Raw genomic sequence first — 25,877 nt, 5'->3', positions numbered from 1 at the left:
CAGGGTGATCCGGTGAGCGACACCAGTGTGCCGGTCGTCACCCGCGGGGTCATTCCGGAGCCGCGCGCAGGGTCACCGAGGGGCTCTCGCCGTAGCGGTCGAGATACGCGCCGGCGAACCGTGGGACGTGGGTGAACCCCCACCGCAGCGCGACGTCGGCGACGGTCAGGCCGCTCCCCGGCCCGGCGGCGCGCAGGTCGGCGTGGACCCGGGCGAGGCGCACCTGCTGGAGGTAGTGGCGCGGCGTGACACCCACGTGCTCGCGGAAGTGTCGCTGCAGCGAACGTGCACTGACCCCGGCCTCCTCGGCCAGCCGCTCGACCGAGAGCTCCTCCTCGGGGTGCGCCTCGATCAGGTCGACGACCCGCTTGACCGGGGTCGGGCGGTGCGCACCGTGGCGCCGCTGCGCGAGCTGGTCGCTGTAGTTGTGGGGCTGGGCCAGCAGCAGGCCGGTCATCAGGAAGCCGGCGAACGGGTTGGCCGTGTCGACCGTCCCGGCCAGCCCCAGCGGCTCGTCGAGGTCGTCCACCAGCAGCCGGACCGCCCGCGCCCAGGAGGCCGCTGCCGGTCCGCGCAGGTCCATCGCCATCCGGAACCGGATCGGCGCGACCACCGTCCGGCCGAGCATCTGCTCGAGGTGCCGCTCCAGCGCGTACCTCTCGAAGCGCACGTGCAGCTGGCGGTAGTCGTCGCTGAGCCGCATCGTCGCCTGCATCCGCGGCGAGATGATCCCGGCCGTGCGCGGGTCGACGACCACCTCGTCGTCGCCGCAGCTGATCAGGTTGCGCCCGCCCCACGACAGGTTCACGTCGTAGTAGTCGACCTGCTCGGTCAGGGTCGCGCCGAGCTCGGCGCCGCGGTGCTCGCCGTACACGAGGGAGAGGGAGCCGAGCGGCGCCACCGCGACCGATGCGTGCTCGACACGTGCGTGGTCCAGCGGCGCGAGCCGGTGCGGCGTGAGCGCCCGCGACACCGAGGCCCGGAACTCGTCGAGGTCGTCGGCGTCGACCACCGAGAACCTCTCGAGCACCGGGCGGGTCGTCACCTCGCCATGGTAGGGCGCGGCTCGTCAGCCGAGGAAGGATCGCACCAGGTCGTGGTAGCCCGGCGGCTCCAGCAGGAACGAGTCGTGCCCCCAGGGCGAGACGACCTCGGTGTGCTCGACGGCGACGCCGCGGGCGGCGAGCCGGTCGCGGATGCGCAGCGAGTGCGCGGTCGGGAAGCGCCAGTCGGAGTCGAAGGAGACCAGCCCGAACCGCGTCGACGGTACGACGTCCGGGTGGTCCACGAACGGGTCGAAGTAGTCCATCGGCCGGGTCAGGTGGAGGTACGACAGCGCGTCGAACCTCTCCAGGAAGCTCTCCCCCTGGTGCTGCAGGTAGTGCTCGACCTCGAAGTCGGCGGCCAGCCGCTTGTCGCTCCCCGAGGTGTCGCGCGCGTGGCCGAACTTCTCGGCGAGCGAGGTCCCGGAGACGTAGGTGATGTGGGCCATCATCCGGGCGATCTTGAGGCCGTGCCGCGGGCTGACGCCGTGCTCGGCGTACCGGCCGCCGTGGAAGTCGGGGTCCTCGAGGATGGCCGCGCGGGCGACCGCCGAGAACGCGATGTTCTCCGTGGTCAGCCGTGAGCTCGCGGCCACGAGCACGGCCCGGTCGATCCGTTCGGGCTCCTGCAGCGCCCACTCCAGGACCTGCATCCCGCCGAGCGATCCCCCGACGGCCGCGTGCAGCCGCTCGATGCCGAGGTGGTCGAGCAGCCCGCGGTGGACGGTCACGAAGTCGGCCATGTCGAGGGCCGGGAAGTCCGGGCCGTACGCCCGGCCGGTCGCCGGGTCGGGCGAGGACGGGCCGGTCGTGCCCGAGCAGCCGCCGAGCAGGTTGGCGCTGACCACGAAGAACCGTTCCGTGTCGAGCGCCCTGCCCGGGCCGATCAGGTTGTCCCACCAGCCCGGTCGGCGCGCACCGTCGTGCCAGCCTGCCGCGTGCGCGTCGCCGGTGAGGGCGTGGCAGACGAACACCGCGTTGTCGCGGGCGGGCGTCAGCTCGCCGTACGTCTCGTAGGCGACCTCGACGTGGTCGAGCCGGGCGCCGGAGGCCAGCACCAGCGGGCCGTGCTGCGTGAGCACGGCCCGCCGGGTGGTGACGAGCCCGACCGATCCGGCCAGCGCCGGACCGGGGGCTGCGTGGGAGGTGGTCACTTGGCCGCGATCAGCGCCTGCTCGAGGTCGGCGATGATGTCGTCGATGTTCTCGATGCCGACCGAGAGCCGCACCAGGTCCTCCGGGACGCCGGCCGTGTCGAGCTCCTCGGGGGTGAGCTGCGAGTGGGTGGTGGTCGCGTTGTGCACGGCCAGGGACTTGGCGTCGCCGATGTTGACCAGGTGGCTGAACAGCTCGAGCGACTCGATGAACCGCTTGCCGCCGTCGCGCCCGGACCTCAGCCCGAACGAGACCAGGCCGCCGTACCCCTTGCCGGTGAAGAGCCGGTTGGCGATCGCGTGCGAGGGGTCGGTCTCCAGGCCGGGGTAGCTCACCCAGGCGACCGCCTCGTGGCCCTGGAGGTACTTCGCGACGGCGAGCGCGTTCTCGCTGTGCCGCTCCAGGCGCAGGTGCAGGGTCTCGAGGCCCTGCAGGAAGAGGAACGAGTTGAGCGGCGCGATCGCGGCGCCCGTGTTGCGCAGCAGCACCGTGCGGGCCCGGATGATGTAGGCGAGGTTGCCGACCGCCTCGGTCCAGACCACGCCGTGGTAGGCGCTGTCCGGGGTGGTCAGGCCGGGGAACCGGTCGGAGTGCGCGGCCCAGTCGAAGTTGCCGGAGTCGACGATCACGCCGCCGATGGAGGTGCCGTGGCCGCCGATGTACTTCGTCGCCGAGTGCACCGACACGTCGGCGCCGTGGTCGAAGACCCGCTCCAGGTACGGCGTCGTGACGGTGTTGTCGACGACGAGCGGCAGCCCCTCGGCGTGGGCGGCGTCGGCCCAGGCGCGGATGTCGACCACGTTGATCTTCGGGTTGCCGACGGTCTCGGCGAAGACCAGCTTGGTCTTCTCGTCGACGTGCTGGGCGAGGTCCTCGGGGCGGTTCGGGTCGACGAAGCGGACCTCGATCCCGTACTGCGGCAGCGTGTGGGCGAACAGGGCGTAGGTGCCGCCGTACAGCGTGGAGATGGCCACGATGTTGTCGCCGGCGTAGGTCAGGTTGAGCACCGCGTAGGTGATCGCGGCCGAGCCCGACGCGACGGCAAGGGCCCCCACGCCGCCCTCGAGCTGCGTCACGCGCTCCTCGAACGCCGACTGGGTCGGGTTCATGATCCGCGTGTAGATGTTGCCCGGCTCGGCCAGGGCGAACAGGTTGGCGGCGTGCTCGGTGTCGTTGAAGACGTACGACGTCGTCTGGTAGATCGGCACCGCCCGCGCGTTGGTCGCGGGGTCGGGCTGCTCCTGGCCGGCGTGCACGGCGAGGGTCTCGGGGCGGTGGGTCATCGGGGGGCTCCTTGTCGGCGGTGACTTTCTGATCTAACTGTAGCGAGTTACTCTAATTAATCCAGAGAGGGTGTCCGCGGGATGGACACGGCGCTGGTCCGGGCTGGGATACCGTCGCGCGGGTGAGGAGACCCCGCACCCGCAGCCTCGTCGTCGAGTGCCGCACGGACGACGACCACGCCCTCGAGGCCGGCGCGGGAGCCGTCGCCGGCACCCACGTCGCCGGACTCGACATCACCCGCACCCGGCTCTACACCGCCGACGAGCTCTACGACGCCCCGCGCTACGCCGACACCTTCGACGGTCGCGCCTACCGCTGGGCACTGGCGACCTCGGGCCCGGCGGAGGCCCTGGCGGAGGTGCTGCACGACCAGGCGATCGACAACGCGCTCGGTGCGTGGGTCGCCGGCGTCGGCCGCGGCCTGGTCGGGGTGATGGGTGGGCACGCGGCCGACCGCGGCACTCCCGGGTACGACGAGGCGGCCCGCCTCGGTGCCCTGCTGGGTCGCGACCACGTCGTCGCGACCGGCGGCGGACCGGGCGCGATGGAGGCCGCCAACCTCGGCTGCCGGATGGCGGCGGCTCCCCCGGAGGCGCTCGCGGAGGCGCTGCGCCGCGTGGCCGCCGTACCGTCCTTCCGGCCGTCGGTGGACGACTGGGTGACCACGGCCCGCGAGGCACTGTCCCTCACGCTCGAGCCGACGCCCTCGCTCGGCGTGCCGACCTGGCACTACGGCCACGAGCCGCCGAACCTGTTCGCGACGGCGATCGCGAAGTACTTCCGCAACGCGCTGCGCGAGGCGATCCTGCTGATGGTGTGCGACGCCGGGATCGTGTTCCTGCCCGGCGCCGGCGGCACGGTCCAGGAGATCTTCCAGGACGCGTGCGAGAACTACTACGCGAGCGACGAGGCCGTCGCGCCGATGGTGCTCGTCGGTCGCCGCTACTGGACCGAGGAGCTCCCCGCCTGGCCGCTGCTGCAGGCCCTGTCCCGGGGCCGCGCGATGGAGCAACACGTCCATCTCGTCGACACGGTCGAGGAGGCTGCGGACCTGTTCGTCAGGCAGCCCGTGCGCTGACCTGACCTCCCAGGACGGCCCGGTAGTGGGCGACCAGCTGCTCGTTGATCGCGTGCCAGGAGCGCTCCTGCACGGCCCGGACCGCGGTCGCCGCCATCCGCCCGCGCAGCCCGGCGTCGCGGGCGAGCCGGTCGACCGACGCCGCCAGGTCCGCCCCGTCGCCGGGCCGGTAGAGCAGGCCGGTGGCTCCGTGCGCGACGACGTCGACCGGTCCCCCGGCGGCCGGGGCGACCACCGGGACGCCTGAGGCGAGCGCCTCCTGCGCCGACTGGCAGTAGGTCTCGTAGCGGCCGGTGTGCACGAACACGTCGAGCGAGGCGTGGGCCCGGCTCAGCTCGTCGCCGTGCAGCAGTCCGAGGAAGCTCGCGCGGTCGCCGAGCAGACCGCGCAGTCGCTGCTCCTCGGGTCCGCCGCCCACGACCACGAGCGCGTAGCGCGGGTCGTCGGCGAGGTGCGTGAGCAGGTCCAGCTCCTTCTCGGCAGCCAGCCGGCCGACGTACCCGACCAGCAGCCGGCCGTCCGACGCCAGCCGCCTGCGCAACGCCTCGTCACGGTGCCGCGGGTGGAAGGCGACCAGGTCGACACCACGTCCCCAGCGGTGCACCTCGGGCACGCCCAGCGCCTCGAGCTGGTCGATGCTGGCGGTCGACGGGGCGAGGGTGCGGTCGACGTGCTGGTGGATGCGCCGGGTCAGTCCGGCTGCCGCACGCACACCTCCCGGGACGTCGTAGCGCTCCGCGAAGCCGACCAGGTCGGTCTGGTAGATCGCGACGGTCGGGATGCCCAGCTCCCCGGCGGCGCGAGCGGCCTGGAAGCCGAGCGTCGCGGGCGACGCGATGTGGACGACGTCCGGGCGGAACCGGAGCATCCGCTGGCGCAGCCGCCGGCGGGTCTCCAGGCCGAGCCGGAAGTCCGGGTAGAACGGCAGGTTGGCGCCCCGGGCGCGACGGACCCGGAAGCCGGCGTAGGTGTCCGGGCCGGTCGGCGCGACGAGCTCGGCGTGGTGGCCCTCGGCCGCGAGGTGCTCGAGCACCCGCCGTACCGAGTTGGTCACCCCGTTGACCTGCGGGAGGAAGGACTCGGCGACCACCAGGACGCGGAGCTTGCTCCCCAACTGCTCGGCCTCGCTCATGACACGGACGCTAGGAATCGCGCGTCAACACGAGGTCGGGATTGCGCGAGTGTCGGGCGTCCCGTTCGTGAACGGCTGGGGTACGACGACCGGGACACGTGACCCGGCTCACCCCCGCGTCGTTGCCTGCTTCGTGGAGATCTCTCGCCGAAACCTGATCCGCAACGCCATCGCCGCCGGCGGTCTCGCGGCCGCCGCCACCACGCTCCCGGGCGTGCTCCGCTCCCCCGCCGCTGCCGACCCGGTCCCGGCACCCGCCACCCTCGGCCGGACGTTCACCCACGGACCGGCCGGGAGCGGCGGCTACCGCAGCGTGATCACCGCCTCGGGCGAGCCGCACGTCGCGCGCACGGCGCTCGGCGTGCTCAGCGACGCCGGCCGGACCGGCCGCCGCCAGGGACTGATCTCCTTCGTCCAGCTCAGCGACATCCACGTCGTCGACGCCCAGTCGCCACTGCGCCTGGAGTGGACCGACCGGCTCGACGACCCCAGCCCGCTCCCCTCGACCGGGCTGTTCACGTCGTCGTACCGGCCGCACGAGATGCTCACCGGTCACGTGGCCGACTCCATGGTCAGGGCGATCAACCGGATCGGCAGCGGCCCGGTCACCGGCAAGCCGTTCGCGCTCGCGATCCAGACCGGCGACAACTCGGACAACTCGCAGCTCAACGAGGTGCGCTGGAACATCAACGTCCTCAACGGCGGCCCGGTCCGCTTCGACTCCGGCAACCTGACCCGGTGGGAGGGCGTGGCCGACAGCACCCCGCTGACCTACGACCCGGCGTACTGGCACCCGGAGGGCAATCCCGCCGGCAAGCCGGTCGACCACCCGCGCTCGGAGTACGGCTTCCCGGTCGTCCCCGGCCTGCTCGACGCCGCCCGCCGGCCCTTCACCGCCGAGGGCCTGACCATCCCGTGGTACTCCGTCTTCGGCAACCACGACGGCCTCGCCCAGGGCAACTTCCCCGCCTCCACGCTGCAGCTCAACCTGATCGCGCTCGGCGCCCTCAAGATCGTCTCGCCGCCGCTCGGGCTCGACCCGGGCCAGCTGCTCCAGGACCTCACCGCCGACCCCGGCGCCGTCCTCACCGGCCTGCTCAGCGGCGCCACCAACGCCGGTGTCCGCGCCGTCGCCCCCGACCTGAACCGCCGCCTGCTCACCCGCAAGCAGATCGTCGAGCAGCACTTCGCGCTCGGCGGCGCGCCCTTCGGCCACGGCTTCACGAGCACGAACCGGCAGCAGGGCACGGCGTACTACTCCTTCGACCAGGGGCAGCTCCGCTTCATCGTCCTCGACACCGTCAACCCCAACGGGTACGCCGACGGCTCGCTCGACAAGACCCAGTTCGCCTGGCTCACGGCACTGCTCGCGCAGTCCTCCGACAAGGTGGTGCTGGTCTTCAGCCACCACACCTCCGACACCATGGGCAACCCGCTCGTCGCCACCGGCGGCTCGTTGGAGACCCGGGTCACCGGCGCCACGGTCCTCGACGCGCTGCTCGCGACGCCGTCGGTCATCGCCTGGGTCAACGGCCACACCCACCGCAACAAGGTCACCCCGCGTCCGCGCACCGGCGGTGGCGGCCTGTGGGAGATCACCACGGCCTCCCACATCGACTGGCCGCAGCAGGCCCGGATCATCGAGGTCGCCGACAACCGCGACGGCACCCTGTCGATCTTCACCACCATGGTCGACCACGCCGGGCCGGCCTCTGCCGGCGCGGGCACCGCGAACGCCGAGCAGCTCGCCGGCCTCGCCCGCGAGCTCGCCGCGAACGACTGGCACGACCACGGTGCCGGCCTCGGCACCCCGGACGACCGGAACGTCGAGCTGCTGGTCGGCAACCCGCTGGCCTGAGCCGCTCGCGACGCCACGTGCGACGCCGCCTGCGGCCAAGGGCCACAGGTGCCGGTCAGCGCAGCGGCAGCAGCCAGGACCGCTCCTGCCCGTGCGCGGTGAAGCCGGCCCGGCGCAGGATCGGCCCGGACGTCCGGACCCGGCCCTTCACGATCGCGAGGTCCGCACCGTGCTCGACGGCGTAGCGCAGGCGAGCGGCGAGCACCGCCCGGTAGACGCCGCGCCCGCGTGCCTCGGGCAGCACCGCGCCGCCCCACAGCCGCCCGTCGGCCCCCACCACGGAGATGCCACCGGACCCGACCGGCCGGCCGTCGACGTACGCCACCACGGCGCCGCCACCACCACTGCGGAACTTCGCCGCCTCCCCGGGGAAGACCTCCTCGAGGACGTCCCGGTCGGTCGGGGTGCCGCCGAGGACCTCGGTCGTCAGCCCGACCGCGTCCGCGAACACGTCGAGGTCGTCGCTCCAGCGCAGCTCGACGTCCGTCGCCGGGAGGAGGGCCGCCGGGTCGGCGTCGGCGAGGTCCAGCGCCAGCACGTCGACCGTCTCGTCGAGCACCGCGCCCCGTCCCACCAGCTCCCGCTCGAGGCCCTCGGGCGCGTCCAGGCACACCCACCACGCCACCTCGGCCGTGGCCGGCACCGCCGGGTCGACCAGGTCCCGGGCCCGTTCGAGCACCTCGTCGACGACCGCCGCGACCGGCCGCCCGGGCCGCCCGAGCGACGTACGCGCGACCTGGACGGGCCGCTCGTTCCAGTCGGGGTGGCGGACGACCAGGTACTCCTCCGCCTCGACGCGCGGCGCCCCGGCCGGCACGAACACCCACGCCGCGCTCGCGGCGTGCACGCGGTCCCGAGCCGGCACCTGCGGCCTACTCCGAGGCCGCCAGCTGCCCGCAGGCCGCGTCGATCTCGCTGCCCCGCGTGTCGCGCATCGTCGTCGCGATGCCCTTGGCCTCGAGCCGGCGGACGAACTCGTCCATGTCCTCCTCGCGCGAGCGGGTGAAGCGCGAGCCCCGGACCTCGTTGAGCGGGATCGGGTTGACGTGGACCCAGCCGGTGCCGCGGCCCTCGCCCGACAGCACGTCGGCCAGCAGGTCGGCGCGCCAGCCCTGGTCGTTGATGTCGCGCATGAGCGCGTACTCGATCGAGACCCGGCGACCGGTCTTCTCGAAGTACTCGTAGGCGGCGTCGACGGTCTCGGCGACCGAGAAGCGGGTGTTGATCGGCACCAGGTCGTTGCGCAGCTCGTCGTCGGGGGCGTGCAGCGACAGCGCGAGCGTGACGGGGATGCCCTCGCCCGCGAGCTGCTTGATCCGCGGCACCAGGCCGACGGTCGAGACGGTCACGTGGCGGGCCGACAGGCCCAGGCCGGAGGGGGCAGGCTCGGTGAGGCGGCGTACGGCGCCCACGGTGGCCTTGTAGTTGGCGAGCGGCTCGCCCATGCCCATGAACACCACGTTCGAGAGCCGGCCGGGACCGCCGGCGACGTCGCCGTTGGCCATGGCGCGTGCGCCGACGACCACCTGGTGCACGATCTCGGCCGTCGACATGTTGCGCTGCAGGCCGCCCTGGCCGGTCGCGCAGAACGGGCAGGCCATGCCGCAGCCGGCCTGGCTCGAGATGCAGATCGTGGCGCGGTCCTTGTAGCGCATCAGCACCGACTCGACGAGCGAGCCGTCGAAGAGCTTCCACAGCGTCTTGACCGTCTTGCCCTTGTCGGCGCTCTGCTGCCGGATCGGGTCCATCAGGTCCGGCAGGAGCGCGCCGACCAGGTCGGCGCGCTGGGCGGCCGGGAGGTCGGTCATCTCGGCGGGGTCGTGGACCAGCCGGCCGAAGTAGTGCATGCCGAGCTGCTTGGCCCGGAAGCCGGGCAGGCCCATCTCGACCAGCAGGTCCTTGCGCTCCGCCTCGCTCAGGTCCGCGAGGTGCCGGGGTGGCTTCTTGCGCCCCCGGGGCTCGGTGAAGACGAGGGGGAGGTTGCGGGGCTGCGCGTCGGGCTGCTCGGACATGTCCCGGCGATTCTCCCACCCGCGAGCGCGGTGACCCAATCCCCCAAAGGATCCCCCGGAGATCCTGCGAACCGGCCCGGAAGCGCGCTCAGGCGTCCTTGTTGAGCAGGAACCACACGACGGTGGCCCCGACCCCGACCACCACCAGCACCGTGGCGACCATGCCGAGCAGCATGTAGCGCCCGAAGCGGCGGGTGTGCTGGGGCACGAGCAGCCCGATCGGCACGACGAACATCAGCAGCACGAACGGGAACAGCTCCTCGACCCGCTTGTAGCCGGCGACCCACTTGATGATGGCGGCGTACAGACCCGGGACGACGATCACCGCGACCATGCCGGTGAAGAACCCGGCGAGCGGGAAGAAGACGGGGTGCCCGCGGTGGAACCAGTCGGGGCGCCGGGACCTGTCGTCCAGCGTCTCCGCCTCGCCGCCCACGCGGCCCTCGCCTGCCTCAGTCATGTCCGGGCGATCGTAGCGGCCGCGCACCAAGGATCGGATATCCGGCGAGTGTCGATCCGGAGGTTCCCCGATCGACCGAGGGGTGGAAGGGTCGAGACGCGACCCCCCAGCCCTGAGGAGACGACCGTGAAGTACATGCTCATCATGCGCGCCACCGCCGAGGCCGAGGCCGCCTTCGCCGAGAGCAACCTCCCGTTCGAGGAGGTGATGGAGGCGATGGGCCGGTTCACCGAGGAGATGCTGCAGGCCGGGGTGCTGATCGCCGCGGAGGGCCTCGACCCCGACCCCGCCACGGGGCTGGTGGTGGACTACTCGAGCCAGCCTCCGGTCGTCACGGACGGCCCGTACGGCGAGACCAAGGAGCTGTTCGGCGGGTACTGGATCGTCGACGTCGCCTCGCTCGAGGAGGCCGCCGAGTGGGCGAAGCGGGCGCCGCTGGCCGGGCCGGGCATGAAGTCCGAGATCCGCCGGATCACCTCGATCGACGAGTTCCCGCAGGACAACCCGTGGATCCAGAAGGAGCGCGCCTGGCGCGAGGCGACCGGCCAGCTGTGACCACGCCCTCCGGGCCGGGCGGCGAGGGCCGGCGTGCTGTCGAGGCGGTCTGGCGGATCGAGTCCGCCAGGATCGTCGGTGCGCTGGCCCGCTACACCGGCGACTTCACCCTCGCCGAGGACCTCGCCCAGGAGGCGTTCGCCGAGGCGCTCGTCGCGTGGCCGCGCGACGGCGTCCCGGCGAGCCCGGCCGGCTGGCTGCTCACGGTGGGCCGGCGTCGGGCGATCGACGGGTTCCGGCGCCGGGCCGCCCGCGACGAGCGGTACGCCGCCCTCGGCCGCGACCTCGTCAGCCGCACCTCCGCGGCCGACGACGGCGACCTCGACCTGCTCGCCGACCCCGGCCGGATCGACGACGACCTGCTGTCCCTGGTGTTCATCGCCTGCCACCCCACCCTCTCCCCCGAGTCACAGGTGGCGCTGACGCTGCGCACCGTCGGCGGCCTCACCAGCGACGAGATCGCCCGCGCGTTCCTGGTGCCGACCGCGACCGTCCAGGCCCGGATCACCCGCGCCAAGAAGACCCTGGCGGCCGCGCGGGTCGCGTTCGTCGTACCTGCTCCCGAGGAGCGACGCGAACGCCTCCGGGCGGTCCTCGGCGTCGTCTACGTGATCTTCACCGAGGGCTCGTCGGCCACCTCCGGCGATGCGTGGATCCGGGCCGACCTGGCCCGTGAGGCGATCCGGATGGCGCGGGTGCTGGCGCGGCTGGTCCCCGACGACGCGGAGGTCCACGGCCTGCTCGCGCTGCTCGAGCTGACGGCGGCCCGCTTCCCGGCGCGTACGACGGCCACGGGCGCCCCGGTCCTGCTCGAGGACCAGGACCGCCGCCGCTGGGACCACCGGGCGATCCAACGCGGGCTGGCCACGCTCGCCCGGGCCGAGACCGTCGGTCGCGGGCTCGGCGCCTACGGCCTGCAGGCCGCCATCGCCGCCTGCCACGCCCGGGCCGCATCGGTGGCCGAGACCGACTGGGACCGGGTCGTCCTGCTCTACGAGGCACTCGGCCGGATCGCGCCCTCGGCCGTCGTCGAGCTCAACCGCGCGGTCGCCGTGTCGATGGCGTCCGGGCCGGCTGCGGCCCTGCCGCTCGTCGACGAGCTGGCCGCACGGGGTGCCTTCGCCGGGTCCCACCTGCTGCCCGGCGTGCGCGGTGAGCTGCTGCGCCGGATGGGCCGCACCGAGGACGCCCGTGCCGAGCTCGAGCTGGCCCTGGGCCTGTGCCGCAACGAGTCCGAGCGCGTCGTACTGGCCGCGAAGCTGGCCGCTCTGTGAGAGTGGGCCGGTGACCGAACCGCACCCGTCGCTCACCTACAGCGACTACCTCGCCCTCGACGACGTCCTCTCCGCGCAACACCCCCGCTCGGACGAGCACGACGAGCTCCTCTTCATCGTGATCCACCAGGTCTACGAGCTCTGGTTCAAGCAGATGCTCCACGAGATCACCGGCCTCCAGCGGCGGCTCGAGGAGGGTGACACGCCCCGGGCGCTGCACACCCTCGGCCGGGTCCGCACCATCTTGAAGGTCAACGTCGCGCAGGTCGACGTCCTGGAGACGATGACCCCGCGCCAGTTCACCAGCTTCCGCGGCCGCCTCGACGCCTCGAGCGGCTTCCAGTCCGCGCAGTTCCGCGAGCTCGAGGCCACTCTCGGCCGCCGCGACCCGCGCGTCTTCGAGCACTACCCCGAGGGCAGCGAGGGCCGCACCCGGATCGCGGCCGCGATGTCGCGCCCGTCGATCTTCGACTCGTTCCTGCGCTACCTCCTCACCCAGGGGTACGACGTCCCCGCGGCCGCCCTCGAGCGCGACCTCACCACCGCGTGGGAGCCGTCGCCCGACGTCCAGCGGCTGCTGCTCGCGGCCTACGACGACGACGGCGGTGCCGCCCAGGTCGCCGAGCGGCTGGTCGACCTCGACGAGGGCCTGCAGGAGTGGCGCTACCGCCACGTGAAGATGGTCGAGCGCACCATCGGTGCCAAGCCCGGCACCGGTGGCTCCTCCGGCGCGACCTACCTGTGGAGCACGGTCACCCGCGCCCTGTTCCCCGACCTGTGGGCGATCCGGAGCGAGATGTGAGCCCGGCCGGCGACCTGGCCGGGCACTACACCCGGTTCCGGGTCGCCGACCGGCTGCTCCTCACCGGCCACGCCCACCAGGCCTGGCCCGACGTCGCCCGCGAGGGCGTGCTCGAGGCGTACGACGACGCCGCGCTCGACGTCGACCGCAAGTGGGCCCGCGCCGAGGACCGCGCGGAGCGGCTGCGCGCCGGCGTACGGGTGCTCATGGACGAGCCCGGCGCCGAGATCGCACTGGGAGCCAGCGCCCACGAGCTGCTGGTGCGCTTCCTGTCCGCCCTGCCCCTGCGGTCCCGGCCGCGGCTGGTCACCACCGACGGCGAGTTCGACTCTGCCCGTCGCCAGCTCGACCGGCTCCCGGAGATCGGTGTCGAGGTGGTGCGGGTGCCGGCCGCGCCCGTCGAGACGCTCGCCGAACGGCTGGCCGCGCTCGTCGACGCCCGCACCGCCGCGGTCGTGGTCTCCTCCGTGCTGTTCGAGAGCGCTCGGATCGTGCCGGGCCTCGCGTCGGTGGCCGAGGCCTGCGAACGCGCCGGCAGCGAGCTGCTCGTCGACGCCTACCACCAGCTCGGGGTCGTGCCCCTGTCCGTGGTGGACAGCGGGCTGGCCGGGACCTGGATCGTCGGCGGCGGGTACAAGTACCTCCAGCTCGGCGAGGGCAACTGCTTCCTGCGGGTCCCGCCGCACGCGAGCCGGATGCGTCCGGTGGTCACCGGCTGGTTCGCCCACGAGGCCGACCGGTTCGCCGGCTCGACGTACGACCCGACCAGCCACTACCGGGCGGCCCGGGTCCTCGACTTCTTCGTCGAGCAGGGCCTGACGCCCGCGCGACTGCGGGAGATCTCGCTGCACCAACGCGGTCTGCTGGCCCGCGGGTTCGACGCGCTCGACCTTCCCGACGAGGTCCTCACCCGCGACCGCGCCACCCCGGCCGAGGGCTTCGGTGGGTTCCTCGCGCTCGTCTCGCCGCAGGCGGCGCGGCTGCGCGCAGCGCTTGCCGAGCGCGGGGTGCACGCCGACCACCGCGGGCGGCACCTGCGGCTGGGGCCGGCGCCGTACCTCACCGACGACCAGCTCACCGAGGCGATCGGCCTGCTCGGGGAGGCCGCTGCCGGCCTGAGGTGAGTCGGCCTCAGGTGAAGATGCCGTAGTGCAGCAGCAGCCAGATCGGGGCGATCGTGGCGAGCAGCGAGTCGAGACGGTCCATCAGGCCGCCGTGACCGGGGATGACCTGGCTCATGTCCTTGATGCCGAGGTCGCGCTTCATGACCGACTCGCACAGGTCGCCGAGCGTGGCCATCACGACCGCGATCAGGCCGAGCGCGACCCCGATCCACCACTCGCCGTCCAGGAGGTAGACCACGAGGGCCACGCCGGCGCCGACGGTGGCCAGGGTCGAGCCGGCGAAGCCCTCCCAGGACTTCTTGGGCGAGATCACCGGAGCCATCGGGTGCTTGCCGAAGAGCACGCCGGCGACGTACCCACCGATGTCGGAGGCGATCGTCACCAGGATGAAGGTGATGATGCCCTTGACGCCCGGGTCGTCGAGCCCGCCGCCGTCACGACCGCCCTCGGCGAGCATCAGCGCGACGAACGAGCCCAGGAACGGCACGTAGACCAGCGCGAACACCGAGGCGGTGGCGTTCTTGACGTAGCCGTCGATGCCGCGGCGCAGCAGCCACAGCATGATCACCAGCGCACTGACGGCGGTCGCCGTCACCAGGGCCGCGGAGCCCCAGAGGTAGGCGACGACGACCATCACGACGCCGCCGATCATCAGCGGCTGCTCGGGCAGGTCGATGTCCTTGGCGAGCAGCCCCTTGCGCAGCTCCCACACCGCGACGACCACGGCGATCGCGACGATCACCATGAACGCCGGCTTCCAGAACAGCAGCGAGGCCGCGATGGCGCCGAGCAGCACGACCGCGGAACCGACCGCCGCCTTGAGGTCGCGGCCGGCGCGGCCGTGGTCCTTCTTCGGGGCAGGCGTCGACGGCGTTGTCGATGACATGAGGTGTGGGAGCAGCTGGAGGTCAGACCTCGAGCAGCTCGGCTTCCTTGTTCTTCAGCAGCTCGTCGATCGCGTCGGTGTGCTTCTTGGTGAGGCCGTCGAGACGCTTCTCGGCACCGGTGACGTCGTCCTTGCCGACCTCGCCGTCCTTCTCGAGCTTCTCGAGGCTCTGCTTGGCCTTCTGGCGCACCTGGCGCACGGCGACCTTGCCGCCCTCGGCCTTCTCCTTGGCGAGCTTGATGAACTCCTTGCGGCGCTCCTCGGTCAGCTCGGGGAACACGCAGCGCAGCTGCTTGCCGTCGCTGGACGGGTTCACGCCCAGGTCGGAGTCGCGGATCGCCTTCTCGATGCTGTTGAGCGCGCCCACGTCGTACGGCGACACGAGGATGATGCGCGCCTCGGGCGAGGCGAAGGACGCCAGCTGCTGCAGCGGCGTCGGGGTGCCGTAGTAGTCGACCAGGATCTTGCTGAACATGCTCGGGTGCGCACGCCCGGCGCGGATCGCCGCGAACTCCTCACGGGTCGCGTCGACCGACTTGCCCATCTTCTGGTCGGCCTCGTTGAGGGTGTCGTTGATCACCGGTTCTCCTTCGTCTAAGAGCTGGTCGAGCCTGTCGAGACCTCAGCCTGTTCAGCCTGCGCTGACCCGCGTGCCGATCTTCTCACCCTGCACGACCCGCAGGATGTTGCCCTCGGGCTCCATGCCGAACACGATCATCGGGAGCTTGTTCTCGCCGCACAGCGCGAACGCGGTCTGGTCCATGATCCGCAGGCCCTGGGCGATCGCGTCGTCGTAGGTCAGCTCGTCGTACTTCGTCGCGGTCGGGTCCACGTTCGGGTCGGCGCTGTAGACGCCGTCGACGCCGTTCTTGGCGACCAGCACCACGTCGCACTTGCTCTCCAGCGCGCGCTGGACGGCGACGGTGTCGGTCGAGAAGTACGGCAGGCCCATGCCCGCGCCGAAGATGACCACGCGGCCCTTCTCCATGTGCCGGATCGCGCGCCGCGGGATGTAGGGCTCGGCGACCTGGCCCATCGTGATCGCCGTCTGCACGCGGGTCTCGACGCCCTGCTTCTCCAGGAAGTCCTGGAGCGCGAGGCAGTTCATGACGATGCCGAGCATGCCCATGTAGTCGGCCCGGACCCGGTCCATGCCGCGGGTCTGGAGCTCGGCGCCGCGGAAGAAGTTGCCGCCCCCGGTGACGACGGCGATCTGCACACCTGCGTCGGCGACGGCCTTCACCTCCTTGGCGATGGCCTGCACGACGTCGGGGTCGACCCCGACCTTGCCACCGCCGAACACCTCACCGGAGAGCTTCAGGAGGACGCGCTTGTAACCGGGCACGGGCTGACCTTACCGGGGTGGGCGCGCCACCTCCTCATTGCACCCGCTGGACCCGCTGGCGGCTGTTGCCGCTGTTGTCACCGTCGATGTCGGAGTCCCGGGTCTTCGAGATGTGCCCGACCTTCTCCTCGCCACCCTGGACGGGCTGCGCCTTGATCAGGGTGTCGCGCTCGAACTGGTGGGACTTGTCGGTGTTGCGGTAGTAGCGGTAGAAGGCCCAGTACGTCGCCGCGCCGCCGGCCGGGCCCGCCGCGAGCAGCCAGACCGGGTTGCTGTCGCCGGAGAGCGGGACGAGGGCCGTGATCAGGTCGAGTGTCATGCGGTCGCCACCAGGATCGCGCCGGCGATGCCTTCGAGGAAGGTGCCGACCGTGAATGCTGCGAGGAGCAGCTTGGGCTGGGAGACCGGGATGCTGCCCATCGTCTCCCCCGTGCGGGCGTTGACCGCGATGTAGTGCAGCAGGCCGTTGCTCTCCTGCCGGTAGGAGTAGAGCCAGACCGGGAGGTACATCGACACCCAGCGGGAGCCGCCCACGTCGAGCTTCTCCTGCTCCCAGCGCACACCCCGGTCGAACCGACCCAGCGAGGACCGGACCTCCGAGCGCCCGATCGAGAGCAGCTGCTCCTCGAGGTGCGGGCGCACCGCCTCGACGTTGAGGTCGCGCTTCTCGCTGGTGAAGCCCACGAGGTAGCTGGCGTTCCACTGGACCGCGTTCTTCGTGTCGAACGGCAGGATCGTGTTGATGATGTTGTTGGTGTTGGCCGGGCCCATCTGGGCCCGCTCCGAGGATCCCTCCACGGTCAGGTCGTCGACCGTGAACGACACCTGACGGGCGACCTGGTAGACGTCGGCGGCGTAGTAGGTGACGTTGTTGTCGCCCTGCTTCTCCGTCCAGCGCCGGGTCTGGACCTCGCCCTTGCCCCAGTACTGCGACTCCGCCCGGGCGTCGATGACGAGGTACGGCAGGTAGACGCCCAGGACGTTCTCCGGCACGAACTCCTTCTTGAACCGCTTGTGCGCGAAGAGCCGTCGCTTCGAGGCGAACTCGCGGATCTTCTCGACCGCCTCGTCCTTGGTCAACCGGAACGGCAGGACCGCGTCGGGCACGGCGCCGTTGGGGATCTGCTGGTTGACGTTGAGCGTGTGGCGGCACCAGTGGCAGCGGGCGTTGAGTGCGTGGGCCGTGTCGACCACGACCTCGGCACCGCACGCCTCGCACTTGAACGTGAGCTGGTCCGCCACGTCAGCAGCGATGTCCCCCGCACCGCTCGCGATGACGGTGCCCTCGAGCTCGTCGATGCCCTCACCGAGGCCGAACTGCTCCTCGACGCGCGCCTCCTGCCACTCGTTGCGGCAGAAGAGGCACACCAGCATGCCCGTCGAGCCACGCAGCTGCACGTCGGTCGAGCCACACTTCGGGCAGCGGTTGAGGCCGTCCTTGAGCGACTCGTTGACGGTCTCGATGCTCGGGCCGGGCTCCGGCTCGGCCTTGGCCGCAGCGAGCTCCTCCTCCAGCGACAGGGGTGGCCCGTCGAAGGTCGGCTGCTTCGGCTCAGCGGACTCCTGGGTCATCTCAGAGACCGAGCGCCTTTGCCTTCGCCGCGTCGTAGTCCTCCTGGGTGATCAGACCGGCGTCGAGCATGTCCTTGGCGCGCTTGAGGACCGCCATCGGGTCCTCGGCGGCGGGAGCAGCGGGCGCGGCCGGGGCCGCGGGGGCTGCGGGAGCGGCCGGCGGGGCGGTCGCGGCCGGAGCGGCGGGCGCACCGGCGGGCGGCACCGGCTGCTGCAGGCCGCCCAGACCCATGCCGCCGGTCGCCATGCCCATCCCGATCAGGCCACCCGGACCGGCGTTCTCGCCGGCCGCCTCGATGCCGGCCGCGACCGACGCCTGGAGGTTGGAGTTGCCGCGCGCCCCGGACAGCGCGTCGGCCCGCTGGACGTTCTTGAGCAGCTCACGCGTGTTGGCGTCGTACTCGATCGCGATGATCGCGGTCTTGACGATCTCGAGGCCGCGGTCGGTGCGCCACTGGTAGTTCTGCTCGACCGCCGCGGACAGCGACTGGGCGAAGCCGATCGAGTCCTGCTGCAGGCGCGCGATCCGGTTCCCCTTGGCCGGGTCGTTGGTGTACATCGAGAACGCCGGCGCCAGGGACCCGACGACCTCGTTGAAGAGCTGCTCGCCGGCCGGGTTGTCGATGTCGGTGAAGTCGAACGACTTGCGACCGCCGATGACGTCGGCGGGCACGAAGTTGCGGATGAAGGTCAGCGGGTCGGTGATCTTCAAGGTGTAGGTGCCGCGGGTGATCGCACCGACCTGGGTGTTGAGGAAGGCGTCGTCCCAGTAGATCTCCGACTGGGTGCCGAACTTGTTGTTGGGCAGCTCCTTGAGCGTCACGAAGATCGCGGACTGCTGCGCGGAGGGACGACCGCCGAACTTGAAGCGCTCCCAGCTCTGCTTGATCAGCGAGTCGACCAGGCCACCACCGGTGAAGATCGACTGGGAGGCCGGGTCGTCGGAGTTCCAGATGTAGGCGCCCGGCTCGGCGGCGAAGCCCGTGAAGGCGCCGTCCTCCATCAGGACCAGGCCGTACCCCTCGGGCACGATGATCTTGGACCCGTTGGTGATGACTCCCTCGGACCCCTGGGTGTTGCTGCCGCGGCCGGCGTTCTGGCCCTTCGCGACGGCGGGGAAGACCGCAACCGTCGAGCCGACGCCGTCCGGGACGCCGTAGAAGTCGACCCACTGGTCGGCGAGGGTGCCACCGATGGCACCGATTGCAGCCTGGATGAGTCCCACGTGACGCTCTCCTTCTGACACCGAAGTGCGCCCACGAGTGCGGGCGCGCAGGTCCGACACATGTCCGATGGCCGGGCGGCACAAACCTACTCCTTGGCGGGTGGCCGCACAGGCGAAAAAGCAGACGACCGGTGGTCACCGAGGTGACCACCGGCCGTCTGGTGCGTCAGGCGTCCTGACGGTTCACAGTGCGTGCCCGGCAAGGTGCCGCCAGGTGCGTGCTGTGGACCGTCGGGTCAGGCGCCGACCTCGAAGCGGGCGAAGCGCTTGACCGTCGTGTTGGCGGCGTCGAGGACCTGCTTGACCGACTTCTTCGCCTCGAAGACCGACTCCTGGTCGAGCAGGACGATCTCCTTGAAGAAGGCGTTGATCCGACCCTCGACGATCTTCGCGACGGCAGCCTCGGGCTTGCCCTCCTCGAGCGTCTTCTTGGTCAGGACGTCCTTCTCGGCCGCGACGACGTCCGCGGGGACCTCGTCGCTGGTGAGGAACTGCGCCTTGAGGGCAGCAGCCTGCTGCGCCGCCTGCCGGGCCGCGGACTCGTCGCCCTCGAACTCGACGATGACGCCGAGGGTCGGGGGCAGGTCGGAGGCCTTCTTGTGCAGGTAGACCGCGACCGGGCCCTCGAAGTAGGCGACCTCGCCGAGCTCGATCTTCTCGCCGATCGTGCGGGCCAGCTCGTCGACGGTCTCGCCGACCGTCGTGTCGCCGAGCGCGGCGGCACGCAGCGACTCGATGTCGGTGGCCTTGGTGGCGTCGGCGACCTCGGCGATGGCCTGCGCGGCGTTGATGAACGCCTCGTTCTTGGCCACGAAGTCCGTCTCGGCCTTGAGGCTGATCAGGGCGTTGCCGGCGGCGGCGACCAGACCGGCGGAGGCCTCGCGCTCGGCGGCACGGGCGGCGGCCTTGGCCGTGCCCTTGACGCGGAGCAGCTCGACGGCCTTGTCGAAGTCGCCGTCGGTCTCGTCGAGCGCCTTCTTGCAGTCCATCATGCCGGCGCTGGTCAGCTCGCGGAGCTTCTTGACGTCAGCAGCAGTGAATGCCATGGATCCTCGTTCGATTCTCAGGGGTGGACGTGGAGAGCTCAGGCCTCGGCCGGAGCGTCGGTCGCCTCGGTGACCTCGGCGTCGGTCGCGACGGCCTCGGTCAGGGGCGCCTCGGCGGCCTCGGCGGGCGCCTCGGTGGCCTCGGCGGCCGGAGCGGCGGCGTCACCCTCGAGGAGCTCGCGCTCCCACGCAGCGAGGGGCTCCTCGGCGGCGGTGCTGGACGCCGAGCCGGCGCCCGAGCGGGACATGAGGCCGTCGGCCGCAGCGTCCGCGATGACGCGGGTCAGCAGGCCCACGGCGCGGATGGCGTCGTCGTTGCCCGGGATCGGGAAGTCGACGTCGTCGGGGTCGCAGTTGGAGTCGAGGATCGCGATGATCGGGATGCGCAGCTTGCGCGCCTCCTCGACGGCGAGGTGCTCCTTGTTGGTGTCGACGATCCACACCGCCGAGGGAACCCGGGACATCTCGCGGATGCCGCCCAGGGTCTTCTCGAGCTTGGCGTGCTCCCGCTTCATCTGCAGGAGCTCCTTCTTGGTGCGGTTCGAGCCGGCCACGTCGTCGAAGTCGACGTCGTCGAGCTCCTTGAGGCGGTTGATCCGCTGGTTCATGGTCGCGAAGTTGGTGAGCATGCCGCCCAGCCAGCGCTGGTTGACGTAGGGCATGCCGACGCGGGTCGCCTGCTCGGCGATCGACTCCTGCGCCTGCTTCTTGGTGCCGATGAACATGATCGTCCCGCCCTTGGCCACGGTCTCCTTGACGAAGGCGTAGCTGCGGTCGATGTAGGCCAGCGACTGCTGCAGGTCGATGATGTAGATGCCGTTGCGGTCCGTGAGGATGAATCGCTTCATCTTCGGGTTCCAACGACGGGTCTGGTGTCCGAAGTGGACGCCGCTCTCGAGGAGCTGGCGCATGGTCACGACAGCCATGATTTCTCCTATTGCCTTGTTTCAGTTGGTCCTGTCGTCTGCACGCGATCCGACCGCCCGACCCAGGGGTCTGACGGACTGAGGATCGACGCCCACGGGCGATCAGCTCCGGAGAGGGGCTGTCGTGGTCTGCGGACGAGCGAATTCCGGTCCAGGGCGGACCGGTGCCTCCAAGCCTACGGCGTCGGGCGCTCGTCGTACCAATCCGTGACCTGGCCCCTCCACAGCCCCCGTCCTCCCCACCCTTCCTCCACAGCCTCGCCGCTTCCGACCGCCCGATGCCGCACCGTCACCGCACCCTCGTCCCATGGCCCGTCCTCTGCCCGTCCTCACCGTCCCCGCCCTCGTCGCCCTCGCCCTCGGGCTCCTGCTGCACGCCACCCCCGCCCGGGCCGCGCCCGGCCCGGACGACCCGGTCGGCGTGTGGCCGCTCCAGCCCGTCCCCGAGGTCGTGCGCCACTTCGACCCACCCGACTCGCCCTACGGCTCCGGGCACCGCGGCGTCGACCTCGCCGGGCACGTCGGCCAGCCGGTCCACACCGCCCTCCCCGGCACGGTCGTCTTCGCCGGCCCGATCGCCGGGCGGGGCGTGGTCGTCGTCGGCCACGGCGCAACCCGCACCACCTACGAGCCCGTGACCGCCGGCGTCGGCGTCGGCGCCGTGCTCGCAGCGGGCGAGGTCATCGGCGTCCTCCAGCTGCCGGGCTCCCACTGCTTCCCGAGGGCCTGCCTGCACTGGGGCTGGGTCGCCGGCGAGACCTACCTCGACCCGCTGCGACTGGTCGGTGCGGGGCCGGTCCGGCTGCTGCCGTTGTGGCGGGACCTGCCCGTCGTCCGCACGCTCACGCCTCGCGGGATCGGTTCGGCTGCTGCCTCCTTCGGAGCAACCCGGTGAGACGAGCAGTCGCCAGGTGCGGGGTCGCCTCACGAGGTCGACCTCGTGAGGCGGCTCAGGCCCGCGGGTGCGCCTGCTGGTAGGCGCGGCGCAGTCGGTCGGTGGTGACGTGCGTGTAGCGCTGGGTCGTGGCCAGGGACGCGTGCCCGAGGAGCTCCTGCACCGACCGCAGGTCGGCGCCGCCCTCGAGCAGGTGGGTGGCTGCGGTGTGCCGGAGACCGTGCGGCCCGAGGTCGGGGGCGCCGGGGACGTCGGCGAGCCGTCGGTGGACGAGGGTCCGGACCGCGCGCTGGTCGATCCGGCCACCCCGGGCGCCGAGGAAGAGGGCCGGGCCGGAGCCCGGGCGGGCCAGGGCGGTGCGGCCCTGGCCGAGCCAGCGGTCGATGGCCTCGGCGGCCGGCTGGCCGAACGGCACCGTGCGCTCCTTGCGTCCCTTGCCGAAGACGCGCACGACGTTGCGGTCGCGGTCCACGTCGTCGACGTCGAGGCCGCAGAGCTCGCCGACACGCATGCCCGTGGCGTACAGCAGCTCCAGCATGGCGACGTCTCGCAGGCCGACCGGGCTCCCGTCGTCGGCGAGCTCGGTCGCGGCCCCGATCAGCCGCGTGGCCTCGTCGACCCGCAGCACGTCGGGCAGCGTGCGGTGCGGGCGCGGCGACCCGAGCGCCGAGCCGACGTCGTTCGGCGTCCGGCCGGTGCGGGTCAGCCACCCGGTGAAGACTCGCGCGGCGGTGGCCCGGCGGGCGATCGTCGTGCGGGACAGGCCCATGGTCTGCTGCTTGGCGAGCCAGCTGCGCAGCGTCCGCAGGTCGAGCTCGTCGACGCCTGTCAGGCCGAGTCGCGCGGCGTGCTCGAGCAGGCCGGCGATGTCGCCGACGTAGGCCCGAACGCTGTGCCGGGTCAGGTCGCGCTCGGCGACGAGGTGGCGTTCGTACTCGCCCAGGACGCGCGCGAACGCCTCGGGCAGGACGTCGGCCTGCCCCTCGGCCGTCGCGTCCTCGTCCGCAACGCTCGCTGGGTCGACGCTCACCGCTCGATCGTAGGTCGATCACCTCCTCCCAGACGCCAACCCGCCGGGAGCCGCTCGACGTGGCCGTCGGCGGCGAGCCCGCCGAGCAGCTGCTCGACCTCCACGGCGCCGAGGCCGGCGACGACCGCGACGGAGGCGGTGGACGCCGGCGAGGAGACCGGGACCGCGTCCAGCACCTGGCGAGCGCGCACGGACAGCCGGTCGCGAGGTCCGTCGGGAGCGCGGGCGATCTCGCCCAGGTCCTGGCCGGAGGCGCCGAGCAGCTCGAGCACGTCCTGCCCACCGGTGACCAGCGCCGCGGCGCCGGCGCGGATCAGCTCGTGCACGCCCTCGGACGCGGCGCTGGAGACGGGGCCGGGAACGCCCATCACGGTCCGGTGGAGCTGGTTGGCCCAGGACGCGGTGTTGAGCGCGCCGCTGCGGACGGCGGCCTCGACGACGACCGTACCGCGGGTGAGGGCAGCGATGATCCGGTTGCGCGCGAGGAACCTGATCCGGAACGGGGCGGCACCGGGTGGGGCCTCGGAGACGATCGCGTGGTGCTCGGCGAGATGGTCGAGCATCTGACGGTGGCCGAGGGGGTAGGCCCGGTCGACGCCGCAGGCCAGGACGGCGACGGTCGGTGCACCGGCGGTGACGGCGCCACGATGGGCGGCGTAGTCGACGCCGTAGGCCGCTCCGGAGACGACCGGGCGTCCCGCCGCGCCGAGCACGGCCGCCATCTCACCGGCCACCTGGTCGCCGTACTGCGTCGACGAACGCGAACCGACCACCGCGACCGCGGTCTCGAGCCGGTCGAGCCGGTGCGGACCGCGCACCCACAGACCGACCGGCACGTCGCCGCGGGCGTGCAGCACGCCGGCACGAGCCAGGTCGTCGAGCGAGGCCGGCCACTCGTCGTCGCCGGGGATCACGAAACGGATCCCGCGGCGTGCGGCGCGCTCGAGGACGCGCTCGGGCTGGGCGCTCGAGAGCCGGCCGGCTGCGGCGGTGAGCTCGGGGCGCAGGTCGGGCTGCTCGCGCAGCACCTCGAGGAAGCGGGGGCCGCCCAGCTCGCGGGTCAGCCCGAGGCAACGCAGGTCACCGGGCTCGGTGACCAGGTTGATCGTGGCGCGAGCCACTCGCTCGCGCTCGAGGTCGGTCATGCGACGCCCTCCTCGCTGGCCTCGGCCCGGAACATCGCGAGGTCCAGCGGCTGGCCGGACCGGAGCCGCAGGGCGGTACGGACCTCGTCGACACCGGCCGTGACGTCGCGGCGGGAGCGCACCGACCGGAGGTCGGCGACGGTGAGCGCCAGCCGGTGGACGCGGACGGCGCCGCGAGCGCTGAGGCGGCCGGCCAGCATCTCGGCGTCGATGACCTGCTGCGCTGCGGGCGGGAGCGGCCAGGTGTCCTTGAGTCGTGGACTCGGCACGTGGCCGTTGAGTCGCCAGCCCCGGCCGGCGTACCGCTCGTGCTGTCGCTGACGCGCCGCACCGACCCGCATCCGGACCTCGGCCGAGGTCTCGGCCACACGGAACGGGTCGTGACTGGAGGGAGAGGCCGGGACGACGTTGCGCACGACGTCGATGCGGTCGACGATCGGGCCGGACATCCTCGCCCGGTAGGCGCGTCGGACGGTCTCGGCACACGTGCAGCGGTTGGTCTGGGACGACCTCGTCCAGTTGCCGCAGGGGCACGGGTTGCTGGCGAGCACCAGGAGCGCACCCGCCGGCAGGGTCACGGACTCGTCGCGGCGGGCGATCGTGATGTCGCCGTTCTCGAGGGGCTGGCGCAGGGCCTCGATGACGTCGGAGCGGAACAAGGGGAACTCGTCGAGGAACAGGACGCCGCAGTGCGCCCGGCTGAGCTCGCCGGGCTGGACCCGTCCCGAACCGCCACCGATCACGCTGACCTTGCTCGCGTCGTGGTGCGGCGCGGCGAACGGCGGCCGCAGCACCATGCCGCCGCCGGGATCGAGCGCCCCGGCCAGCGAGTACAGAGCGGTCAGCTCCAGGGACTCCTCGGGAGTCAGGTCCGGCAGGATCGTCGGGATCCGCTCGGCCAGGCTTGTCTTGCCGCACCCCTTGGGCCCGGAGAGCTGGATCGGGTGGCCGCCGGCTGCGGCGACCTCGACGGCGTACTTCTCCTCGGCCATGCCGCGCAGGTCGGCCAGGTCCAGCTCGTCGAGCCGCTCGTCACCCCGCCAGGAGATCAGCCGCAGGCCGGTCGAGGCGGCCACGGGTGGTGCGAGCGGCAGCTCGTCGCACCGGAGCTCGGCGACGACCTGCCCGAGCGAGCGGACGCCGATCACCTCCATGTCGGGCACCATCGTCGCCTCGGCGACCTGGGGCTCAGGGACGTAGACACGGCGGATCCCGGCCGCCGCGGCGGCCAGGACCATCGGCAGCACGCCCAGAGCCGGACGCAGCCCTCCTGCAAGGGTCAGCTCGCCGATGAACACCACGCCGTCGAGCCAGGCCGGGTCCAGCTGGGCGTCGGCCGCCAGCAGGCTCACCGCCATCGCCAGGTCGAAGTGGGTGCCGGACTTGCGCAGGTCGGCCGGGGAGAACAGGAAGGTGCACCGCTTCGTCGCGGGCCAGCGCAGGTCGGAGTTGACCAGCGCCATCCGCACCCGGTCGACGCCCTCGCGCAGGGACGTGTCGGCCCGACCGACGACCACGGTCGTCGCCTGCCCGACCGAGACGTCGGTCTGCACGTCGATGAGGTGCCCGACCGCCCCGTCGAGGGCCACGCACCGCGCGGTCGCGAAGGGCATCAGCACAGCCCCCGCACGTGCTCCACGACCGCGGCTCCCCGGCGCGGGCGCATCACGGCCACCAGGTCGACCCGGATCCCGTCGGGACGGATGCCTCGCTCGAGGACCCACCGCTCCCCCAGCCGGCGCAGCCGGGCGAGCTTGGCGTCGGTGATCGCCTCGTGCGGGGTGCCGGCCACCAGCGAGGTGCGGGTCTTGACCTCGCACACCACCAGGGTGGCACCGTCGCGCAGCAGCACGTCGACCTCGCCGTCGGCGCAGCGCCAGTTGCGCTCGAGCAGCACCATGCCGAGCCCGGTCAGGTGGCGCACCGCCACGTCCTCGCCGTAGGCACCGATCGCCCGGCGGGCCTGTGCTGTCGTCATGCACCGATGGTCGCCGCGACGGCGGACGCCGTGCCCTCAGGAACGCCCGGCCT

The 25,877-nt window shown here is 72.2% G+C and carries 26 protein-coding genes; 7 read left to right on the top strand and 19 right to left on the bottom strand.

Annotated features, from left to right (window positions below; genetic code table 11):
• Nucleotides 1–49: 49 nt before the first annotated feature.
• The 3 genes from BJ958_RS28910 to BJ958_RS01550 are packed head-to-tail and all read right to left on the bottom strand — an operon-like array spanning nt 50 to nt 3,480.
• Nucleotides 50–1,045, bottom strand: coding sequence for an AraC-like ligand-binding domain-containing protein (locus tag BJ958_RS28910; protein WP_179724926.1), 996 nt, complete (start codon nt 1,043–1,045; stop codon nt 50–52).
• 24 nt (nt 1,046–1,069) lie between these two features.
• The gene (gene metX / locus BJ958_RS01555) at nt 1,070–2,197 is read right to left on the bottom strand and encodes a homoserine O-acetyltransferase MetX (RefSeq protein ID WP_343052528.1); all 1,128 of its coding nucleotides are present in this window, start codon (nt 2,195–2,197) and stop codon (nt 1,070–1,072) included.
• Complete coding sequence (locus tag BJ958_RS01550) at nt 2,194–3,480, bottom strand: O-acetylhomoserine aminocarboxypropyltransferase/cysteine synthase family protein (RefSeq protein WP_179724924.1); 1,287 nt, start codon at nt 3,478–3,480, stop codon at nt 2,194–2,196. Before BJ958_RS01550 ends, metX begins: the two co-directional genes overlap by 4 nt.
• A gap of 122 nt (nt 3,481–3,602) precedes the next feature.
• On the opposite strand from BJ958_RS01550, the gene BJ958_RS01545 reads away from it, so the two are divergent.
• Nucleotides 3,603–4,559, top strand: a complete 957-nt coding sequence (locus tag BJ958_RS01545) for an LOG family protein (RefSeq protein ID WP_179724922.1) — start codon at nt 3,603–3,605, stop codon at nt 4,557–4,559.
• Here the strand turns inward: BJ958_RS01545 and BJ958_RS01540 are convergent.
• Nucleotides 4,540–5,691 carry a glycosyltransferase family 4 protein gene (locus BJ958_RS01540; protein ID WP_179724920.1) on the bottom strand — a complete coding sequence of 384 codons (1,152 nt, stop codon included), beginning with the start codon at nt 5,689–5,691 and terminating at the stop codon, nt 4,540–4,542. The genes BJ958_RS01545 and BJ958_RS01540 overlap by 20 nt on opposite strands.
• A gap of 133 nt (nt 5,692–5,824) precedes the next feature.
• Here BJ958_RS01540 and BJ958_RS01535 point away from each other — a divergent pair, with 133 nt between their 5' ends.
• Complete coding sequence (locus BJ958_RS01535; RefSeq protein WP_179724919.1) at nt 5,825–7,549, top strand: TIGR03767 family metallophosphoesterase; 1,725 nt, start codon at nt 5,825–5,827, stop codon at nt 7,547–7,549.
• Between the two features lie 55 nt (nt 7,550–7,604).
• On the opposite strand, the gene BJ958_RS28905 is transcribed toward BJ958_RS01535, so the two are convergent.
• From BJ958_RS28905 to BJ958_RS01520, 3 genes are all read right to left on the bottom strand, one after another.
• Nucleotides 7,605–8,414 carry a GNAT family N-acetyltransferase gene (locus tag BJ958_RS28905; protein WP_179724917.1) on the bottom strand — a complete coding sequence of 270 codons (810 nt, stop codon included), beginning with the start codon at nt 8,412–8,414 and terminating at the stop codon, nt 7,605–7,607.
• A gap of 7 nt (nt 8,415–8,421) precedes the next feature.
• Nucleotides 8,422–9,561, bottom strand: coding sequence for a dual-specificity RNA methyltransferase RlmN (rlmN, locus tag BJ958_RS01525; protein WP_179724915.1), 1,140 nt, complete (start codon nt 9,559–9,561; stop codon nt 8,422–8,424).
• Nucleotides 9,562–9,649: 88 nt separating this feature from the next.
• Nucleotides 9,650–10,021 carry a hypothetical protein gene (locus BJ958_RS01520; protein WP_179724914.1) on the bottom strand — a complete coding sequence of 124 codons (372 nt, stop codon included), beginning with the start codon at nt 10,019–10,021 and terminating at the stop codon, nt 9,650–9,652.
• 135 nt (nt 10,022–10,156) lie between these two features.
• Here BJ958_RS01520 and BJ958_RS01515 point away from each other — a divergent pair, with 135 nt between their 5' ends.
• The 4 genes from BJ958_RS01515 to BJ958_RS01500 are packed head-to-tail and all read left to right on the top strand — an operon-like array spanning nt 10,157 to nt 13,776.
• On the top strand, nt 10,157–10,576 hold the full coding sequence (locus BJ958_RS01515) for a YciI family protein (protein WP_218866040.1): 420 nt from the start codon (nt 10,157–10,159) through the stop codon (nt 10,574–10,576).
• Nucleotides 10,573–11,850, top strand: a complete 1,278-nt coding sequence (locus BJ958_RS01510; protein WP_273519958.1) for a sigma-70 family RNA polymerase sigma factor — start codon at nt 10,573–10,575, stop codon at nt 11,848–11,850. Before BJ958_RS01515 ends, BJ958_RS01510 begins: the two co-directional genes overlap by 4 nt.
• A gap of 10 nt (nt 11,851–11,860) precedes the next feature.
• On the top strand, nt 11,861–12,652 hold the full coding sequence (locus BJ958_RS28900) for a tryptophan 2,3-dioxygenase family protein (protein WP_179724910.1): 792 nt from the start codon (nt 11,861–11,863) through the stop codon (nt 12,650–12,652).
• Nucleotides 12,649–13,776, top strand: a complete 1,128-nt coding sequence (locus tag BJ958_RS01500; protein WP_179724908.1) for an aminotransferase class V-fold PLP-dependent enzyme — start codon at nt 12,649–12,651, stop codon at nt 13,774–13,776. Before BJ958_RS28900 ends, BJ958_RS01500 begins: the two co-directional genes overlap by 4 nt.
• A gap of 7 nt (nt 13,777–13,783) precedes the next feature.
• Here BJ958_RS01500 and BJ958_RS01495 read toward each other — a convergent pair whose 3' ends face one another.
• From BJ958_RS01495 to rpsB, 8 genes are all read right to left on the bottom strand, one after another.
• Complete coding sequence (locus tag BJ958_RS01495; protein ID WP_179724906.1) at nt 13,784–14,662, bottom strand: phosphatidate cytidylyltransferase; 879 nt, start codon at nt 14,660–14,662, stop codon at nt 13,784–13,786.
• Between the two features lie 22 nt (nt 14,663–14,684).
• Entirely contained in the window at nt 14,685–15,239 is a 555-nt protein-coding gene (frr, locus tag BJ958_RS01490; RefSeq protein WP_273520431.1) for a ribosome recycling factor, read from the bottom strand.
• Between the two features lie 54 nt (nt 15,240–15,293).
• Nucleotides 15,294–16,007, bottom strand: coding sequence for a UMP kinase (gene pyrH, locus BJ958_RS01485; protein ID WP_179724902.1), 714 nt, complete (start codon nt 16,005–16,007; stop codon nt 15,294–15,296).
• Nucleotides 16,008–16,041: 34 nt separating this feature from the next.
• Nucleotides 16,042–16,326, bottom strand: coding sequence for a hypothetical protein (locus BJ958_RS01480; protein WP_179724900.1), 285 nt, complete (start codon nt 16,324–16,326; stop codon nt 16,042–16,044).
• Complete coding sequence (locus BJ958_RS01475) at nt 16,323–17,579, bottom strand: TFIIB-type zinc ribbon-containing protein (protein WP_179724898.1); 1,257 nt, start codon at nt 17,577–17,579, stop codon at nt 16,323–16,325. Before BJ958_RS01475 ends, BJ958_RS01480 begins: the two co-directional genes overlap by 4 nt.
• A 1-nt stretch (nt 17,580) precedes the next feature.
• Nucleotides 17,581–18,804, bottom strand: a complete 1,224-nt coding sequence (locus BJ958_RS01470; protein ID WP_179724896.1) for an SHOCT domain-containing protein — start codon at nt 18,802–18,804, stop codon at nt 17,581–17,583.
• Between the two features lie 236 nt (nt 18,805–19,040).
• The gene (gene tsf / locus BJ958_RS01465) at nt 19,041–19,850 is read right to left on the bottom strand and encodes a translation elongation factor Ts (RefSeq protein ID WP_179724894.1); all 810 of its coding nucleotides are present in this window, start codon (nt 19,848–19,850) and stop codon (nt 19,041–19,043) included.
• 38 nt (nt 19,851–19,888) lie between these two features.
• Nucleotides 19,889–20,776 (bottom strand): 30S ribosomal protein S2, encoded by an 888-nt coding sequence (rpsB, locus tag BJ958_RS01460; RefSeq protein ID WP_179724892.1) that lies wholly within the window; start codon nt 20,774–20,776, stop codon nt 19,889–19,891.
• Nucleotides 20,777–21,083: 307 nt separating this feature from the next.
• Between rpsB and BJ958_RS01455 the strand changes: the two genes are divergently transcribed.
• Nucleotides 21,084–21,671, top strand: coding sequence for a peptidoglycan DD-metalloendopeptidase family protein (locus tag BJ958_RS01455; RefSeq protein ID WP_179724890.1), 588 nt, complete (start codon nt 21,084–21,086; stop codon nt 21,669–21,671).
• Nucleotides 21,672–21,726: 55 nt separating this feature from the next.
• Here BJ958_RS01455 and BJ958_RS01450 read toward each other — a convergent pair whose 3' ends face one another.
• Genes BJ958_RS01450 through BJ958_RS01435 form a run of 4 tightly spaced genes read right to left on the bottom strand, consistent with a single transcriptional unit; the run spans nt 21,727 to nt 25,824 of the window.
• Nucleotides 21,727–22,701 (bottom strand): tyrosine recombinase XerC, encoded by a 975-nt coding sequence (locus BJ958_RS01450; RefSeq protein ID WP_179724888.1) that lies wholly within the window; start codon nt 22,699–22,701, stop codon nt 21,727–21,729.
• Nucleotides 22,698–23,846: a DNA-processing protein DprA gene (gene dprA / locus BJ958_RS01445; protein WP_179724886.1), complete on the bottom strand. Its 1,149-nt coding sequence runs from the start codon at nt 23,844–23,846 to the stop codon at nt 22,698–22,700. Before dprA ends, BJ958_RS01450 begins: the two co-directional genes overlap by 4 nt.
• Nucleotides 23,843–25,459, bottom strand: coding sequence for a YifB family Mg chelatase-like AAA ATPase (locus BJ958_RS01440; RefSeq protein WP_179724884.1), 1,617 nt, complete (start codon nt 25,457–25,459; stop codon nt 23,843–23,845). Before BJ958_RS01440 ends, dprA begins: the two co-directional genes overlap by 4 nt.
• The gene (locus tag BJ958_RS01435; protein ID WP_179724882.1) at nt 25,459–25,824 is read right to left on the bottom strand and encodes a YraN family protein; all 366 of its coding nucleotides are present in this window, start codon (nt 25,822–25,824) and stop codon (nt 25,459–25,461) included. The genes BJ958_RS01440 and BJ958_RS01435 overlap by 1 nt, the downstream gene beginning before the upstream one ends.
• Between the last annotated feature and the right edge of the window lie 53 nt (nt 25,825–25,877).

Source organism: Nocardioides kongjuensis, from assembly GCF_013409625.1.
Classification (GTDB): Bacteria; Actinomycetota; Actinomycetes; order Propionibacteriales; family Nocardioidaceae; genus Nocardioides; species Nocardioides kongjuensis.
The sequence above is the reverse complement of the archived record's forward strand: the minus strand, read 5'-3'. Positions and strand labels throughout refer to the sequence as shown.